General features: G+C 73.6%; 15 protein-coding genes. 6 read left to right on the top strand and 9 right to left on the bottom strand.

Annotation, left to right across the window (positions count from 1 at the left end; genetic code table 11):
• Positions 1–37: 37 nt before the first annotated feature.
• The 5 genes from BCAV_RS01105 to BCAV_RS01085 all read left to right on the top strand — a co-directional run bounded on the left by BCAV_RS01105 (position 38) and on the right by BCAV_RS01085 (position 6,617).
• Positions 38–1,693 (top strand): alpha/beta hydrolase, encoded by a 1,656-nt coding sequence (locus BCAV_RS01105; protein ID WP_012725265.1) that lies wholly within the window; start codon positions 38–40, stop codon positions 1,691–1,693.
• 200 nt (positions 1,694–1,893) lie between these two features.
• Positions 1,894–3,696 (top strand): SLC13 family permease, encoded by a 1,803-nt coding sequence (locus BCAV_RS01100; protein WP_012725264.1) that lies wholly within the window; start codon positions 1,894–1,896, stop codon positions 3,694–3,696.
• The gene (locus tag BCAV_RS01095) at positions 3,645–4,739 is read left to right on the top strand and encodes a TRM11 family SAM-dependent methyltransferase (RefSeq protein ID WP_144016665.1); all 1,095 of its coding nucleotides are present in this window, start codon (positions 3,645–3,647) and stop codon (positions 4,737–4,739) included. Before BCAV_RS01100 ends, BCAV_RS01095 begins: the two co-directional genes overlap by 52 nt.
• Before the next feature lie 221 nt (positions 4,740–4,960).
• The gene (locus BCAV_RS01090) at positions 4,961–5,728 is read left to right on the top strand and encodes a MerR family transcriptional regulator (RefSeq protein WP_012725262.1); all 768 of its coding nucleotides are present in this window, start codon (positions 4,961–4,963) and stop codon (positions 5,726–5,728) included.
• A 217-nt stretch (positions 5,729–5,945) separates the two neighbouring features.
• Positions 5,946–6,617, top strand: coding sequence for a GAP family protein (locus tag BCAV_RS01085; RefSeq protein ID WP_012725261.1), 672 nt, complete (start codon positions 5,946–5,948; stop codon positions 6,615–6,617).
• 120 nt (positions 6,618–6,737) lie between these two features.
• Here the strand turns inward: BCAV_RS01085 and BCAV_RS01080 are convergent, their stop codons facing one another.
• The 3 genes from BCAV_RS01080 to BCAV_RS01070 form a co-directional block, all read right to left on the bottom strand.
• The gene (locus tag BCAV_RS01080; protein WP_012725260.1) at positions 6,738–7,274 is read right to left on the bottom strand and encodes a hypothetical protein; all 537 of its coding nucleotides are present in this window, start codon (positions 7,272–7,274) and stop codon (positions 6,738–6,740) included.
• Positions 7,275–7,326: 52 nt separating this feature from the next.
• Positions 7,327–7,842 carry a hypothetical protein gene (locus tag BCAV_RS01075; protein ID WP_012725259.1) on the bottom strand — a complete coding sequence of 172 codons (516 nt, stop codon included), beginning with the start codon at positions 7,840–7,842 and terminating at the stop codon, positions 7,327–7,329.
• A 222-nt stretch (positions 7,843–8,064) separates the two neighbouring features.
• Entirely contained in the window at positions 8,065–9,351 is a 1,287-nt protein-coding gene (locus BCAV_RS01070; RefSeq protein ID WP_012725258.1) for a S8 family peptidase, read from the bottom strand.
• Between the two features lie 147 nt (positions 9,352–9,498).
• Between BCAV_RS01070 and BCAV_RS01060 the strand changes: the two genes are divergently transcribed.
• Positions 9,499–10,020 carry a SprT-like domain-containing protein gene (locus tag BCAV_RS01060; RefSeq protein ID WP_012725257.1) on the top strand — a complete coding sequence of 174 codons (522 nt, stop codon included), beginning with the start codon at positions 9,499–9,501 and terminating at the stop codon, positions 10,018–10,020.
• A 45-nt stretch (positions 10,021–10,065) separates the two neighbouring features.
• Here BCAV_RS01060 and BCAV_RS01055 read toward each other — a convergent pair whose 3' ends face one another.
• From BCAV_RS01055 to BCAV_RS01035, 6 genes are all read right to left on the bottom strand, one after another.
• Positions 10,066–10,980: an aldehyde dehydrogenase family protein gene (locus BCAV_RS01055; RefSeq protein ID WP_043347874.1), complete on the bottom strand. Its 915-nt coding sequence runs from the start codon at positions 10,978–10,980 to the stop codon at positions 10,066–10,068.
• 113 nt (positions 10,981–11,093) lie between these two features.
• Positions 11,094–11,318, bottom strand: coding sequence for a cupin domain-containing protein (locus BCAV_RS22590; RefSeq protein ID WP_012725255.1), 225 nt, complete (start codon positions 11,316–11,318; stop codon positions 11,094–11,096).
• Complete coding sequence (locus BCAV_RS01050; RefSeq protein ID WP_012725254.1) at positions 11,308–12,741, bottom strand: aldehyde dehydrogenase family protein; 1,434 nt, start codon at positions 12,739–12,741, stop codon at positions 11,308–11,310. Before BCAV_RS01050 ends, BCAV_RS22590 begins: the two co-directional genes overlap by 11 nt.
• A gap of 12 nt (positions 12,742–12,753) precedes the next feature.
• Positions 12,754–13,722 carry a deoxyribose-phosphate aldolase gene (gene deoC / locus BCAV_RS01045; protein ID WP_012725253.1) on the bottom strand — a complete coding sequence of 323 codons (969 nt, stop codon included), beginning with the start codon at positions 13,720–13,722 and terminating at the stop codon, positions 12,754–12,756.
• Positions 13,723–13,827: 105 nt separating this feature from the next.
• Positions 13,828–14,667: a RibD family protein gene (locus BCAV_RS01040; protein WP_144016663.1), complete on the bottom strand. Its 840-nt coding sequence runs from the start codon at positions 14,665–14,667 to the stop codon at positions 13,828–13,830.
• A 216-nt stretch (positions 14,668–14,883) separates the two neighbouring features.
• A complete protein-coding gene (locus BCAV_RS01035) occupies positions 14,884–15,840 on the bottom strand; it encodes a helix-turn-helix transcriptional regulator (protein ID WP_012725251.1) in 957 nt (318 codons plus the stop codon).
• Between the last annotated feature and the right edge of the window lie 45 nt (positions 15,841–15,885).

Genomic DNA, 15,885 nt, shown 5'->3' with positions numbered 1-15,885 from the left:
ACTGCGCCGTCGCGCAGCGCGTGTTAGGAAAGAACGCATGCCCCGGCGACCCGACCGACGCCCTGTCCGCCTGACCGCCGCCGTCGCAGCCGCCGCGCTGCTCGTGGTGGGCGCTCCCGTCACGGCGAACGCTGATCCGCCCCACGCCGGCGCCGAGCCCGCCCGACAGGTCGAGGCACGGGTCCCGGACCTCTCCTGGGAGGCGTGCGGCGAGGGCCTCGAGGCGTTCGAGTGCGCGAGCGCCGAGGTCCCCATCGACTACGACCGTCCGCGGGGCGACACGACGACGATCGCGCTCACGCGCCTCCCCGCCACAGACCCCGCGCAGCGCATCGGCAGCCTGTTCCTCAACTTCGGCGGCCCCGGCGGGCCGGGCGTCGCGACGTTGCACCAGATCGGCGACGCCTTCCTCGACCCGTCGGTGCGCGAACGGTTCGACATCGTGGCCTTCGACCCGCGTGGCGTCGGACTCTCCGACCCGGTGACGTGCTTCCCCGACGCCGAGACGGAGGCCGAGTTCCTCGCCGACGGCGACGCGTTCCCGACCGACCGCCGCGAGGAGGCGCGGTTCCAGGCGCTGTTCGCGACGCTGTCGGCCTCGTGCGCGCTGCTGTCCGGCGACCGCATCGCGCACGCGTCGACGGCGAACGTGGCCCGCGACATGGACCTGCTGCGGCAGGCCGTCGGCGACGAGCAGCTCTCCTACCTCGGCTACTCCTACGGCACCGTGCTCGGGGCGACCTACGGCGCCCTCTTCCCGGACCGGGTGCGGGCGCTCGCGCTGGACGGGACGCTCGACCCGGAGGCGTGGTCCGGCGGCGAGGGATCGATCGGGCTGCGCACCGGGCAGGGCGTCGCGGCGAGCGAGACGTTCGACGAGTTCCTGCGCCTGTGCGCCGAGGCGGGCCCCGAGGGGTGCGCGCTGGCCGCACTCGGCGACCCCCGGCAGGTGGTCGAGGACCTCTTCGCGCAGCTGGACGCGTCACCCGTACCGGTCCCGATGCCCGACGGCACGGTCGTCGAGTTCGGGTACGACGACGCCGTGGCCCTCGCCTTCAGCTCGCTGTACTCGCCCGTGGCGTGGGCCGACCTCGCCGCCGCCCTCGCCGCGCTGGCCGCGCCGCAGACGCTCTCGGCACACGGACCTCCCTCGATCGGCGAGCTGCTCCGCGAGCTCGGCCTCATCGAGGACTACCCGTCGATCGGCGGCGCCCTCGCGAGCATGTGCGTCGACGGCGAGCACCCGCTCGACCCGTGGGACTACGCCGCCCAGGCCGACGCCGCCGACGCCGAGGCGCCGCACTTCGGGCGGTTCCGCTCCTGGGTCGGGCTGCAGTGCGAGCACGTGCCGTTCACCGACGCCGACGCCTACACCGGGCCCTGGGACCAGGGCACCGACGCGCCGGTGCTCGTCATCGGCACCCGCTACGACCCCGCGACGCCGTACGCGTTCACGCAGCCGTACGCGGACCGCTGGAACGACGCCAGCGTGCTGACGGTCGAGGGGTACGGCCACACCACCCTGGGCCTCAGCTCCTGCGCGACGGCGGCGATCGCGGCGTACCTGGTCGACCTCGAGGCCACGGACGGGGCGACCTGCGCCCAGGACGTCGCACCGTTCCAGGCAGCGGCTCCGCAGTCCGACGACGACGTCGCCAGGCCGTCGTGGTGGGGCCACCCCGCAGGGGTCTGACGCCGGCCGGGCACGCGCGCGGCCGACGACGGCACCGAGTCGCGCCGGCCGCGCGGGAGGGACACGCGTCGCCGGCTCCCCCTACGCTAGGGGCCGCGCGGCGTCGCCCAGCACGGTCCCGCGCCCCGGCGAGAGGGGAACGACTGTGTCCGACGGCGCTCCGGTGACGGCCGCGACCCGCGCCCGACGGACAGGCTGACGTGTCGGACCTCGTCATCACGCTGCTCGTCCTCGCGGCGGCCATCGCGCTGTTCGTGTGGAACCGCATCTCGGTCGGCGTCGTCGCGGTCGGAGTGTCGCTCGCGCTCCTGGTCACGGGCGTCATCGGACCCGAGACCGTGCTCGCCGGGTTCGGCGACCCCGTGGTCATCTTCGTCGGGACGCTCTTCGTGCTGGCGGAGGGTCTCGAGGCCTCCGGCGTGACGGCGTGGGCGGGGCGGGTCCTCGTCGACCGATTCGGGTCCTCGCGCGCCCGGCTGCTCGGCGCCGTCATGCTCCTGGCCGCCGTGCTCGCTGCGCTCGTCACGCCGAACGGTGCAGCCGCTGCGATCGTGCCGATCGTCGTCGTCGCCGCCCGTCGCCTGAAAGAGCCGTCGTCGCAGCTGCTCATTCCCGTCGCGTTCGCCGCGAGCGCCGGGGCGCTGCTCACGCTGAGCGGCTCCACGGTCAACGTCATCGTCTCCGACGCGCTGCTCGAGGAGACCGGCGAGCCGTTCGGGTTCTTCGAGTTCGCGCTCATGGGCGGGCCGCTCATCGTCGTCACGCTGGTCGTCGCCGCGCTGCTCGGGCCACGGCTGCTGCCCCGCCGCGCCGTCGACTCGATCCAGGCCGACTTCAGCAAGCACACGGCGACGCTCGTCGAGCACTACCGCCTCGACCGTGGGTTCTACCGGCTGCGCGTCGCGACGGGCTCACCGCTCACGGGATCCCGGGTGGCCGACGTCGCGACGCCGGACGACGTCACGGTGCTCGGCGTGCAGGTGCGGACCGGCGACCTGGCCGACCCGGACCACGAGCTCGAGCCGGGGGACGTCGTCGTCGTCACCGGCGACTCCGATCGCGTGCGCGACCTCGTCCGCGACCTCCGGCTCGCCGTCGTCATGACGCCGTTGACCCGGCGCACCCGCGAAGCCCTGCTCGGGAAGGACGTCGGCCTCGCCGAGGTCGTGGTGCGCCCCCGGTCCCGGCTCGTGGGCCGGACCGTGTTCCCGGGCGCCGTCCGCGGCGACGTCACCATCCTCGGGGTGCTGCGGCTCGGGACCGATCGCGGCGCGCAGCCGACCCGGCTCGCCGAGGGCGACGCGATGCTCGTGCACGGCACCTGGCAGGCCGTCGGGGCGCTGGAGGACGACGACGACCTGCTCGTCGTCGACTCCCCCGACCTCGTGCGCCGGCAGGCGGTGCCCCTCGGCCCTCGGGCGTGGCGCGCGCTCGCCGTCATCGCGGCGACCGTCACCCTCCTGGCGTCTGGCGTCACGTCGCCGGCGATCGCCGGGCTCGCCGGCGCGGCGGCGATGGTCGCGTTCCGGGTCGTCACTCCGCAGCAGGCGTACCGGGCAGTGTCGTGGCAGGTCCTCGTGCTGCTCGGCGGGCTCATCCCCCTCTCGGTCGCGATCACCGACAGCGGGCTCGCGGACGCGGTGGCCGACGTCGTCGTCGGGCTGGTCGGCGGCGGCAGCCCGCTGCTGCTGCTCGCCGCGCTGTTCGCGCTCACCGCTCTGCTCGGGCAGGTCGTGAGCAACACGGCGACCGTGCTGATCGTGACCCCGATCGCGCTCGCGGCGGCCGCGCAGACCGAGGTGGCCGCCGCCCCGGTGCTCATGCTGGTGGCGGTGGCCGGTGCGTCGTCGTTCCTGACGCCGATCGCCACGCCCGCCAACATGATCGTCATGGCACCCGGTGGCTACCGGTTCGGCGACTACTGGAAGCTCGGGATCGTCACGATGGTCGCGTGGCTCGCCGTCGCCCTGCTGCTCATCCCGCTGATCTGGCCGCTCTCGTGAAGGTGCTGGGGACACACACGGCCGGGCTGGGCGAGCTCGTGGCCGAGTCGTTGCGCGCCGACGTGCGCGCCGAGGTCCTGTACGCGGACGACAGTGCGGCTCTCGTCAGCACCGGCGCGCCCGAGTCGGCGGTGGCTCAGCTGTCCTATCTCAAGAACGCGTTCGTCGTGCTCGGCTCGACCCCGCGCCGCGGTGACCTCCGGCAGGCGGTCGAGAAGATCGCACGGGCCGTGCCCGCCTGGGGGCTGCGGCGGACCGGGCGGCAGTTCCGCCTGACGTTCTCCGAGGACGGCCGGCTCGCCGCGGTGCCGGCAGCGAGCCGGGTCAGGCTGGAGACAGCCGTAGCTCGGGCCACGGGTGGCAGGTTCACGCCCCGGGGCGGCGGCGCGGTCGAGGAGTACTGGACGATCACCAGGCGCGACCTCGACGAGGTGCTGTTCGCGCGGCGCATCGCCCGGCCGCCGAGGCCGGCGGTCCCGAAGGGCAGCCTCGCCCCGGAGATCGCCGAGCTGGTGGTCAACGCGGCCGGTCCGGCCGGCGCGGACGACGTCGTCCTCGATCCCTTCGCCGGGAGCGGCGCGCTCGTCGCCGCCCGGGTGCGGAGGCCGTTCCGAAAGGCGATCTGCTCCGACGTCGGGTACGCGGACGGGACGGTGCGCCGACTCCCGGAGCTCGCCCGCGCTGCGCGGGTCGTGCAGCTGCCCGAGGATGCCCGGGTCCTCGCCTCGGTCCCCGACGGCTCGGTCGACGTCGTCGTGACCGACCCGCCGTGGGGCGAGTTCGAGAGCGGCCCGGCCCCGGACGAGGAGTTCTTCGCCGCGACGCTCACCAGTATGCGGCGCGTCCTGCGGCCGCGGGGCCGCCTCGCGATGCTCCTCTCGCGGCGCCTCGTGCGCGACGTGCGGGCACAGTGGATCGACCACGGGCTCGTCCCCGAGAAGTCCTTCGACCTGCTGGTCAACGGGCACCCAGCGACCCTCCTCGTGGGGCACCGGGAGGCCGGTCCCGGGCCGGCGGCCCTCGAGACCGGCGCCGGCGCTTAGCCCGCTCCGGGGACGAACCACACGGTCGCCACCCAGAGAACCCGGCCCCCCGCCGACCGCGTGGTTGAGCCCGGCCCCCACCCGCGACCGTGTGGTTGCTCCCCCGACAACGCCTGGTCAGGGGACGAACCACACGGTCGGGACCCGACGTCGTCCGGCCCGGTGTTGCGGTTGACGCAACGTCAACGTGCATGCTGGTGCGTGACACGGAGGTGAGGGACATGGACTGGTCGATCCAGGAGGTCGCGAGACGGTCCGGGACGACGAGCCGCACGTTGCGGCACTACGGCGATCTCGGGTTGCTCGCGCCGAGCGGCACCGGTCCGGGCGGCATCCGGTACTACGACGACGACGCGCTCGTGCGCCTGCAGCGGATCCTGCTGCTGCGCGAGCTCGGGCTGTCGCTGGCCGCGATCCGGGAGGTGCTCGACGGCGAACGCGACGCCACGCAGGCGCTGCGCACGCACCTCGAGCTCCTCGAGCTGGAACGGTCGGCGCTGGATCGCCGCATCGCGTCCGTGCGCACGACCATCGACAAGCGGGAAGGAGGTGAACGACTCATGGCACAGGAAGTCTTCGACGGTTTCGACCACACGCAGTACGAGGAGGAGGTCACGCGCCGGTGGGGCCGCGACGCGTACGCGAGCGGCGACCGCTGGTGGCGCGGGCTCTCCACGGACGAGCGTGCCGAGTGGAAGGCACGCGTCGACGCTCTGTCCCACGACTGGATCGCGGCGGCACGCTCCGGCGTCGCCCCGGACTCGGCCGAGGCGCAGGCGCTCGCGCGGCGCCACGTGGAGTGGCTGACGGGCACGCCCGGAACGCCCACGGCGACGCCGGGCGGTGACGCCAAGGGGTACGTCGTCGGGCTCGCCGAGATGTACGTGGCGGACCCGCGGTTCGGCGCGAACTACACGGCCGACGACGTCCCGCACGGGGCGGAGTTCGTGCGCGACGCGCTGACGGCGTACGCCGAGCGCGAGCTGTAGGCGATCGCGCTGTCGGTGTCGGGGCTGCAGACCCGGCACCGATCCCCGCGCCCACCCCAACCCCAACCCCGACCCGCGCAGCCCCACCCACGAGTGCGCCGAACCTCGTCCTTCCCGTCGAGCCTCGCACCCTGCGGTACGAGGTTCGACGGGAAGGACGAGGTTCGGCGAGACGAGGGCCGGCGCCGCCCAGGCGAGGCGCACCTAGGGTGACCCCATGCACCCCGCCGCGGAGGTGCTCGGTGCGACCCTGCCGCTGGCGGTGGCGATCGCCCTGAGCCCTCTCCCTGTCATCGCTCTGCTGCTGCTGCTCTCAGGGCCCCGGGGGACCGCCGCCGGCACGTTGTTCGCCCTGTCCCGGGTGATCGCGCTCGCGGTGCTGCTCGGGATCGTCGTCGCGGCGTCGGACGCCGTCGAGCACCTCACAGGTGCCGCATCGCTGCCGGCCGTCGTGCGTCTCGTCATCGGTGCTGCCCTCGTGGTGCTCGGTCTGACGCGCTGGCGGCCCCGACCCGACGACGGCGAGCCGGAGCTGCCACGCTGGCTCGCCTCGATCACCGAGGCGCCGCCGTCGCGCGGCCTGGTCCTGGGTGCGATCGTCACGATCAGCAACCCCAAGGAGCTCGCCTTCCTCCTGGCGGCGGGCGTCTCCCTCGGCGGTTCAGCGGTCAGCGGCCTCCAGGAAGTCGGCATCGCCGCGCTGCTCGTGGTGATCTCGGCCTTGTCCGTCCTGGCGCCGTTGGTCGCGATGGTGGTGGCGCCGCACCGGGTCGCCCCCGCGCTCGACCGGCTGCGCCGGTGGTTGACGACGAACACGTCCCTCGTCATGGGCGTCCTGCTGATCGTGATCGGGACCGTCGTCGTCGGCGGCGCGATCGGCGACCTCTAGGTCCCCGCGCGTGGCACGTTGCGCCGAACCTCGTCCTTCCCGTCCGCACCCTGGGGTACGAGGTTCGACGGGAAGGACGAGGTTCGGCGAGACGAGGGGCCGGCGTCGGCGCCGGCCGGGCTAGGCGCGCGCCTTGGCGTACCCGGTGCAGAACGCGTCCGACTCGCCCCAGCACGTCTGGATCCAGACCTCGGACCCCTCGGCGACGTCGCCGCCGTACCCGATCTCGATCGCCTCCCGATTGGTCCCGGCGGCGGCGCGGTACGTCACCCAGCCCTGCCCTTCGATCCACACGTTCACACGGGCCACGGAACCGCGCGACCACCAGGCGTTGATGTACAGGTGCTCGTCGAACGCGTCGAAGCTCGTGTAGACGCCGTAGTCGCCCCTCGGGCCGGAGTAGCGGTAGTGGGCGTGCCCGTCGCGGCCGCCTGAGTCGCCGGGCATGGGCGGGTCGTCGTCGACGTCGGTCCAGCAGTTGCTCGGCTCCTGGCGGCAGATGTGGCCGCCCGCCATCGGCGCTGCGGACGAGGCGCCGGCCGGCGTCTCGCTCGCCGTGGTTCCGGTGCCCGCCGCCGCCGCGCTCGTGGCGAGCGCCGCCGTCGTCAGCGTCGCGGCGGCGAGCGCGCGGCGCAGGATCTTCGACTGTCGTCTCATCTGAGCTCCTTCTCGTGGTGAGTGATGGGTCCGCGGGCTGCCGCGCGGCGACCTACGCCGTCGCCCGCGCGTAGCCGGTGCAGAAGTCGTCGGAGTTCCCCCAACACACCTGGATGCGCACGCTCGAGCCCTCCGCGATGTCGCCGTCGTACCCGAGCTCGATGCCCTCACGGCGCGTGCCGGGGTCGGCTCGGTACGAGACCCAGCCCTGGCCCTCGATCCACACGTTCACGCGCGCGACCGACCCCCGGGACGGGATCGCGTTGATGTGGAGGAGCTCGTCGAACGCCTGGAAGTGCGCGCTGACGCTGTACATCCCCCGCGGACCGGTGTAGCCGTAGTAGGTGAAGGCGTTCGTCCCGCCGGCGTCCTTCGGGATCGCCTGGCGATGGCTGCCGACGTCGGTCCAGCAGTTCGACGGTTCCTGGCGGCAGATGTGCCCGGCCGCCGGGGTGACGCCGTCGCCGGTCGCCTGCGCGCTCGACGGCGCCGCCATCAGTCCGAGCGTCGCCGTCGCCAGCGTCGCCGCGGCAAGGATCCGGCGCAGGATCTTCGAGTTGTGTCGCATGTGCGCTACCTCTTCTCCTGGTGGGTCCCGCGGGCGGGGCGGGGATGGGGGCCATGCCCCGCCCGCGGAGCGTGCCCCGGCGGCAGCCTCGCGGGCGGCGCCTCCCCCTGCGGGACGCCGCCCGGCCGACCGCCGGGAGTTCACCGGTCAGGACGCCTTCCGTGCCGACGCTGTCGGCGCCGGTCGACGTTCCTGCCGTTCGATCACAGTGGCGGAGGCCGGTTACGCGCCGCTTACAGCAGACATGCGAGCGCGCCGACGGCGTCGGCGCAGCCACGTCACCAGCGCGATGACCCCGCCGACCACGACGGCGAGCACCGCCGCGCTGATCGCGTGCTGCAGCCACAGGGGCGGCTCGCCCGGCACCGTCGCGCCGTCGTCGTCCGCCGCGCCCTCTCCCGCTCCGACGGCGGGCGGCGGCGTGTCCGCGGCCGGGGTCGTGACGGGGTCCGGAAGCGGTGCGCTGAGGGCAGCGAGCGGATCGATGCGCCCCCAGCCGTAGGCCTCGTCGAAGCCCGGCTCGCCGGCGTCGTGCGCCGCGCCGTACACGAGGCCGACCAGCTGGTCCCACGTCGCGTCCGGATGCACGGACTTCACGAGGGCGAACGTCGCAGCGACGAGCGGCGCCGCGCCCGACGTGCCGCTGCGGATCGCGTATCCGCCGCCGGCGTTCGTCGCGACGAGGTCGTGCCCGGGGGCCGAGATCGCGAGCTGCAGGCTCGGGGTGACGTCGGGCGAGTTCTCCCAGCGCGAGCCGTCGGGCGCGTAGGCGAAGACCGGGATGGCATTCGGGTACCACGCCGGCGCCTGGAGTCCGTCGACGTGGTTCGTGACGTCCTCGGTCGGGGCATCCGCCCAGGGGCACGGATCCTGCGTGCAGCCCGGCAGCACGTACGTCTCGCTGTTCCCGGCGGCGACGACGACGGGGACGCCCGCCTCCCGGGCCGACTCGAGCGCCGCGAGCATCTCCTCCTGGGCGCCCGACCCTCCGCCGATCGACGTCGCGATGACGTCGACGCCCAGCTCGACGAGCTCGGTGACGGCCTGCGCCTGCCACAGCTCGGCGTCGGCCCTCGTCTCGGAGTCCCAGTTCAGGCTCGTGACGACGAGGTCGGCGTCCGGGGCGAGCCCGAGCACGCCGTCGGCGCCGTCCGGACCATGACCCTGCCCGACCATGAGCGCCGCCATCGACGTCCCGTGGTTCTCGGGGTCGGAGAAGGGATCGGCGATCGTGCCGTAGCCCGTCGCCGGGGTGACGTGCGCGCCCTGGAGGTCCGGGTGCGTGACGTCGGTCCCGGTGTCGATGATCCCGATGGTGACGCCCTCGCCGGTGCTGACGTCGTGGATCGCCTCGATGTCGAACTCGTCGAGGTACCACTGCGCGTCGCGCCAGGAGTCGGCGTGAGCCGGCGTGGCGAACGGGGCGGTCGAGAGGACCACGGCGGCCGCGACGGCGACGACGGCGGCGGCTCGCCTGGGCATGGTGCTGGGGAGGTGGGTGCGGGGCATGCACCGGAGCCTGTCGGCGTGCTCTTACCGAGGGCTTACATGGGCTGCGTGGCGTCCCGGACTGGTGGGCGAGGTGCGCACCGTCCCGATGTCGGACCCCCCTCGTAGTCTCGAACTCATGTTCGACACTTCGACCCAGGAGGGACCATGGAGCTCTTCGCAGCCCGCCACCTTGCACTCGGACTCATGCGCCAGCACGGGCTCGGCCGCTGGAAGCTGACGTTCGACCGCGCGAAGGTGCGCGCCGGCCAGTGCCGCTTCGACCGCCACGAGATCAGCCTGAGCCGACCCCTGACGCTGCTGCACGACGAGGCGGAGGTCACGGAGACGGTGCTGCACGAGATCGCGCACGCGCTCGTCGGGCCGAGTCATCATCACGACGACGTGTGGAAGGCCAAGGCGCGCGCCCTCGGCGCACGCGGCGAGACCACGCTCCGGACCGACAAGCGGCCGCCCGCTGCGTGGGTGGGCACCTGCCCCGCCGGCCACGAGGTGCACCGGCACCAGCGGCCGAGCCGACCGCGCAGCTGCGCACGCTGCTCGCGCACCTTCGACCTCGACGCGCTCGTCACCTGGAGGTGGAACGGGCAGGTCGTGCCGATGACGAGTGCGTACCAGGCCGAGCTGGCCGAGGTCCGCCAGCTGTACGGCGTCGCGCGCGGGGCATGACCACGCCGGCGCGAGGTCGGGCAGGCGGCAGGTTCGCCCCCGCGCTCAGATGCCGATCGGGTGCCAGACGGTCTTCGTCTCGAGGACCGCCGTCATCCGGTCGAGACCGGGCTCACCGGTCCAGTCCGGCTCCGTCGAGGGGGGTCTGGTCACGCGTTTGAGGTTCTCCGCCGCCGCGCGTTCGAGCTCGACGGCGGCGGCCGAGGCGTCGGCGACGCTCCCGAACCCGGCTGCGCGGGCGGCGTCCTCGTCGGCCGCCACGCCCGCGAGCCCGGTGAGGTCGATGGCGTTCACGTCCATGTGCGACGCGAGCCACGGCGCCACCTCGGCCACGCGGCCGGTGAGGAGGTTGACGACGCCGCCCGGCACGTCGGACGTGGCGAGCACCTCGCCGAGCGTCACGGCGGGGAGCGGGCGCGCGGACGACGCGACGACGACGCACGTGTTGCCGCTCAGGATCACGGGTGCGATCACGGACACGAGCCCGAGGAGGGAGGAACGCTGCGGCGCGAGGACGGCGACGACGCCGGTCGGCTCGGGCACGGAGAAGTCGAAGTACGGCCCGGCCACCGGGTTGGTGCCGCCGACGACCTGCGCGAGCTTGTCCGACCACCCGGCGTACCAGACCCACCGGTCGATCGCCTCGCCGACCACGCGCTCCGCACGAGCCCGCGTCAGCGCCTCGCCGGCTGCCACCTCGTCCACGAACTGCGCGCGCCGGCCCTCGAGCACCTCGGCGACGCGGTACAGCACCTGCCCACGGTTGTACGCCGTCGCCGCGGACCACCCGGGAACGGCTTTGCGGGCTGCGACGACGGCGTCCCGCGCGTCCTTGCGCGACGCCAGCGCCGCGTTCGCCAGGAACCGCCCGCGGGAGTCGGTGACCTCGTAGCTGCGGCCGCTCTCGCTGCGCGGGAACTTGCCGCCGACGTACAGCTTGTACGTCTTGCGGACGTCCAGCCGCGGGGACTCCGCAGCCTGCCTGACGCTCGCTGTCGTCGAGGGACGTCGTGTCGCCCGGGCGGCCGCGGTCTCCGCGGACCCGTCCGCCGCGCCCCTCCTGCGCGCTTCGCTCACGCGGGCGCTCCTTCCTCGCCGTACTGCTTCGTCCAGGGAGTCTCGATGTGCAGTGCGTTCGCGAGACCGTCGTCGGCCACGGGCCGGTGCCGCATCCCTGCCGGCGCCGTCACGAGGTCGCCGGGGCGCACGGTGGACGCGGGGGTCGAGGGGGATCCCGTGGTCGAGACCGATCCCGTGGTCGAGGCGGACCCCGTGGCCGGAGCGGGCTCAGTGGGCAAGGTAGGCCTCCAGGCCGTGCCGGCCGCCTTCGCGCCCGTAGCCGCTCTCCTTGTACCCGCCGAACGGGGACGTCGGGTCGAACTTGTTGAACGTGTTCGCCCAGACGACGCCGGCCTTCAGCTGGTTCGACATCCACAGGATGCGCGAGCCCTTGTCGGTCCACACGCCCGCAGAGAGCCCGTAGGGCGTGTTGTTCGCCTTCTCGACCGCCTCCGCCGGGGTGCGGAACGTCAGCACCGACAGCACCGGGCCGAAGATCTCCTCGCGCGCGATCCGGTGCGCCTGCGTGACGCCGGTGAACACCGTCGGTGGGAACCAGTAGCCACGGTCGGGCAGGTCGCACGCGGGCGACCACCGCTCCGCGCCCTCGGCCTCCCCCACGTCGGACAGGGTGCGGATCCGCTGCAGCTGCTCCGACGAGTTGATCGCACCGATGTCGGTGTTCTTGTCGAGCGGATCGCCGACGCGCAGCGTGCCGAGCCGGCGCTTGAGGCGCGCCAGCACGTCGTCGTACACCGACTCCTGCACGAGCAGCCGCGACCCGGCGCAGCACACGTGGCCCTGGTTGAAGAAGATGCCGTTGACGATGCCCTCGACCGCCTGGTCCAGCGGGGCGTCGTCGAACACGATGTTCGCCGCCTTGCCGCCGAGCTCGAGGGTCACCTTCTTGTCCGTCCCCGCCACGGCGCGCGCGATGGCTTTGCCGACCTCCGTCGACCCCGTGAACGCGACCTTGTCGACGCCCGGGTGCTCGACCAGCAGCCGGCCCGTCTCGCCGGCACCCGTCACGATGTTGACGACGCCGGGCGGCAGGTCCGCCTGCTGGCAGATCTGCGCGAACAGCAGCGCGGTGAGCGGCGTCGTCTCCGCGGGCTTGAGCACCACCGTGTTGCCCGCCGCGAGCGCCGGCGCGATCTTCCACGCCAGCATCAGCAGCGGGAAGTTCCACGGGATGACCTGCCCGGCCACGCCGTGCGGCCGCGGGTCGACGCCGAATCCCGCGTACGGCAGCTTGTCGGCCCAGCCGGCGTAGTAGAAGAAGTGCGCGGCGACGAGCGGGACGTCGACGTCGCGCGACTCGCGGATCGGCTTCCCGTTGTCGATCGACTCCAGGACGGCGAGCTCCCGCGCCCGCTCCTGGATGATCCGGGCGATCCGGTACAGGTACTTCCCGCGGTCGCGGCCCGACATGCGCGACCAGACCCGGTCGTAGGCGCGGCGGGCGGCGGCGACGGCGCGGTCGACGTCGTCCGGCCCTGCCTCGGCGATGTCGGCGAGCACCTCCTCCGTGGCCGGGTTGACCGACTTGAACGCGCTGCCCGAGGCGGCGTCGGTGAACTCACCGTCGATGAACAGTCCGTACGAGCTGTCGATGTCGACGACGGCGCGGGACTCCGGCGCCGGGGCGTAGCTGAGGACCACTGTCGCCTCCTCTCAGTCGAGCGTGAAGTAGTCGGCGCCCGCGTAGCGGCCGGTGCGGAGCTTCTGGCGCTGCATGAGCAGGTCGTTGAGCAGGCTCGAGGCACCCAGGCGGAACCACTCGGGCGACAGCCAGTCCTCGCCCGCGACCTCGTTGACGAGCACGATGTTCTTGATCGCGTCCTTCGTGGTGCGGATCCCGCCGGCGGGCTTGACGCCGACCTGCCGGCCGGTGGCGTCCCGGAAGTCGCGCACCGCCTCGAGCATGATCATCGTGACGGGCGGCGTCGCGGCCGGCGACACCTTCCCGGTCGACGTTTTGATGAAGTCCGCGCCCGCGAGCATCGCCAGCCACGACGCCCGGCGGACGTTGTCGTACGTCGCCAGCTCGCCGGTCTCGAGGATGACCTTGAGGTGGGCGCGGGTGCCGTCGGAGCGCACGCACGCCTCCCGCACGGCGACGATCTCGGCGAGCACGTCGGTGTAGCGGCCCGTGAGGAACGCGCCGCGGTCGATCACCATGTCGACCTCGTCGGCACCGGCGTCGACGGCGTCACGCGTGTCGGCAAGTTTGACGGCGAGGCTCGTGCGGCCCGAGGGGAAGCCCGTGGCGACGCTCGCCACGTGGATCCCGCTGCCCGCGAGCGCGTCCCGGGCCACGGTGACCAGGTCGGGGTACACGCAGATCGCCGCCACCTGGGGCACCGAGGCGTCGGACGGGTCCGGGCGCCTGGCCTTGGCGCACAGGGCGCGGACCTTGCCCGGGGTGTCCTGCCCCTCGAGCGTGGTGAGGTCGATCATCCGGATGGCGAGGTCGATCGCCTCGGCCTTCGCCGTCGTCTTGATCGAGCGCGTGCCGAGCGTGGCGGCGCGCGCTTCGGCGCCCACCTGGTCGACACCAGGCAGGCCGTGGAGGAACTGGCGCAGGGACGCCGGCGACGCGGCGATCTCGCGGATGCGCGCCTCGTCGAGCGCGTCGAGCACGGTCACCCTGCGAGTGTAAGCCGGGTCGCCGGGCGCGGAGCGGTCGGGGCGGAGCGGCCGTGCTGGTCGCGCCGACCGTCCGGCGGTCCCGCGTCGTGCGGGGCGTCAGCGACCGGCGTCCGCGCGCTCGACGAGGTAGCGGAGCCGCAGCACGCCGTCGTCCTCGACCCGCACGGAACGCAGGCGCAGCGCGGCGGGCGTGGCGCCCTCCGGGAGCACCGGACCGTCGAACACCGTCGGGGTCCCGGCTCCGCCGATCGCCGTGGGCAGCACGACGAGGTCGAGCTCGTCGACGAGGCCGGCCCGGAGCAGCGCACCGTTGAGCCCGCCGCCCGCCGTGGAGACGAGAGTCGTGACGCCGAGCCGTTCCCGCATCCGCCGCAGGGCTGCCGCCAGGTCCACCCGCTCCTCGCCCGCCACGAGATAGCAGATCCCCTCGCGGCGCAGGTAGCCGAGGTACTCGATCGGCGTCGCCCGCGAGGCGAGCACCAGGACGTCGAACTCGCCGACGCTCTTCATCGTCCAGCGCACGCGCCCGCGGCCGTCGACGACGGTGAACCACTTCGTGCGCCCCGGCCGCGCCACGACGGCCTCCGGAAGGTGGTCCGCGTAGAGCGCGTCCCGCTCCTCGGGCGGAACCGGGTCCAGCCCGCCCACCGGGCCGGCGTCGGGCGGGACCAGTGAGCCGCTGCCCTCGAGCGTCGCCTGGTGCGGGTGCTCGCGCTCGAGGTCCGCCGCGCGTGCGGCCTGCACCCGGTCGGCCGACTCCCCGCCGAGCGCCCGCCAGGCCGAGGAGTGCGGCTCGAGCATGAGGAGCCGGTCGGGTGCGAACGTGACCCGCCCGTCGACCGACGTCGTGACGGAGACGACGACGTACGGCCGGTCTCGCTCGCCGTCGTCGGGCCGTCCGTCCGTCAACGCTGCGACCCCGTGCTCGCCCGCCATGATCGACACCCCTTCGCCGTCGGTGTCGCCATGCCTACCGTCGACCTCCGACACCCGCGTCCGGGCCGCACCACCAGGCCATGGGTCGCGTTCGGGCGCACCACCAGGCGATGGGTCGCGGTCGCGGGACGCCACGGGCGACCTATGGCCTGGTCGAGGTGCGCGCTACGAGGTCGGGGGCGCCGTCATACCTGTCACGGCAGCGAGGAGGGCGGCTCAGGCCGGGCCTGCCGCCTCCCGCAGCCGCTGGGCGACGACGACGAGCCGCTCGCGCAGGGCCGCGGGCGACCGCACCGTGAACGCGAAGCCGCTCATGCCCAGGTACATGGCCGCCTCGTCGAGGTCGACGCTGCCGCTCCGGAGCAGGGTCGTGCCGTCGCCCAGGTCGCGCACCTCGGCGACCGTGGGCCCGAACTTCGCACGGACGGCGTCGACCTCGGCACGCACGACCACTTCGACGTGGTGCGGGTAGGGCGCCGTCGCGATGCTGCGCGTCGTCCGCTCGAGCAGCTCGTCCTTGGGAATCTCCCGCGCGGTGAACCGGGTACCGAGCGGCTCCCGCGGGCGCATGCGGTCGAGGCGCAGCGTGCGCCATGCGGCGCGCTCCGGGTCCCACGCGATGACGTACCACCGGTCCTGGGTGCGGACGATGCGGTGCGGCTCGATCTCGCGGCGGACCTCGGCTCCGTCGTGCCGTGTGTAGTCGATGCGCAGGCGCCGCGCGTCACGGATCGCGGCGGCGACAGCGAGCAGGGCATCCACGTCGACCGACGGTGCCCCGGCGAGCGGCACGATGGCGCGCTCGAGGTCGCGCACGCGATGCCGCACGGCCGACGGGAGCGTCTGCTCGAGCTTGACGAGTGCTCGCGCGGCGGCGTCCTCGATGCCGTTCACTGCGGAGAGTGCGGCGCCGCGGAGGCCGACGGCGATCGCGGCCGCCTCCTCGTGATCGAGGAGCAACGGGGGCACGGAGCTCCCGGCGCCCAGCCGGTAGCCGCCGCCGATGCCGCGAGACGAGTCGATGACGTAGCCGAGCTCGCGGAGGTCGTCGACGTCGCGGCGCAGCGTCCGTGGGCTCACCTCGAGCCGGCGGCACAGCTCCGCGCCGCTCCACTCCCGGTGGGTCTGCAGGTAGCCGAGCAGGGCGAGCGTCCGTCCGGTGGTTCGTGTCATGGGTTCAACGTCCTCCGACTTGCGGTCGTATTATGGCCGCAATAG

Source organism: Beutenbergia cavernae DSM 12333 (assembly GCF_000023105.1).
Classification (GTDB): Bacteria; Actinomycetota; Actinomycetes; order Actinomycetales; family Beutenbergiaceae; genus Beutenbergia; species Beutenbergia cavernae.
Note: the sequence above shows the minus strand (reverse complement) of the source record. Positions and strands in the feature narration are given on the sequence as shown.

What these genes read in the sequence shown, in the direction of transcription:
- BCAV_RS01105 (WP_012725265.1), top strand. Translation starts at nt 38, where the DNA reads ATGCCCCGGCGACCCGACCGACGCCCTGTCCGCCTGACCGCCGCCGTC.
- BCAV_RS01090 (WP_012725262.1), top strand. Translation starts at nt 4,961, where the DNA reads ATGGACTGGTCGATCCAGGAGGTCGCGAGACGGTCCGGGACGACGAGC.
- BCAV_RS01085 (WP_012725261.1), top strand. Translation starts at nt 5,946, where the DNA reads ATGCACCCCGCCGCGGAGGTGCTCGGTGCGACCCTGCCGCTGGCGGTG.
- BCAV_RS01080 (WP_012725260.1), bottom strand. Translation starts at nt 7,274, where the DNA reads ATGAGACGACAGTCGAAGATCCTGCGCCGCGCGCTCGCCGCCGCGACG.
- BCAV_RS01075 (WP_012725259.1), bottom strand. Translation starts at nt 7,842, where the DNA reads ATGCGACACAACTCGAAGATCCTGCGCCGGATCCTTGCCGCGGCGACG.
- BCAV_RS01070 (WP_012725258.1), bottom strand. Translation starts at nt 9,351, where the DNA reads ATGCCCCGCACCCACCTCCCCAGCACCATGCCCAGGCGAGCCGCCGCC.
- BCAV_RS01060 (WP_012725257.1), top strand. Translation starts at nt 9,499, where the DNA reads ATGGAGCTCTTCGCAGCCCGCCACCTTGCACTCGGACTCATGCGCCAG.
- BCAV_RS01040 (WP_144016663.1), bottom strand. Translation starts at nt 14,667, where the DNA reads ATGGCGGGCGAGCACGGGGTCGCAGCGTTGACGGACGGACGGCCCGAC.
- BCAV_RS01035 (WP_012725251.1), bottom strand. Translation starts at nt 15,840, where the DNA reads ATGACACGAACCACCGGACGGACGCTCGCCCTGCTCGGCTACCTGCAG.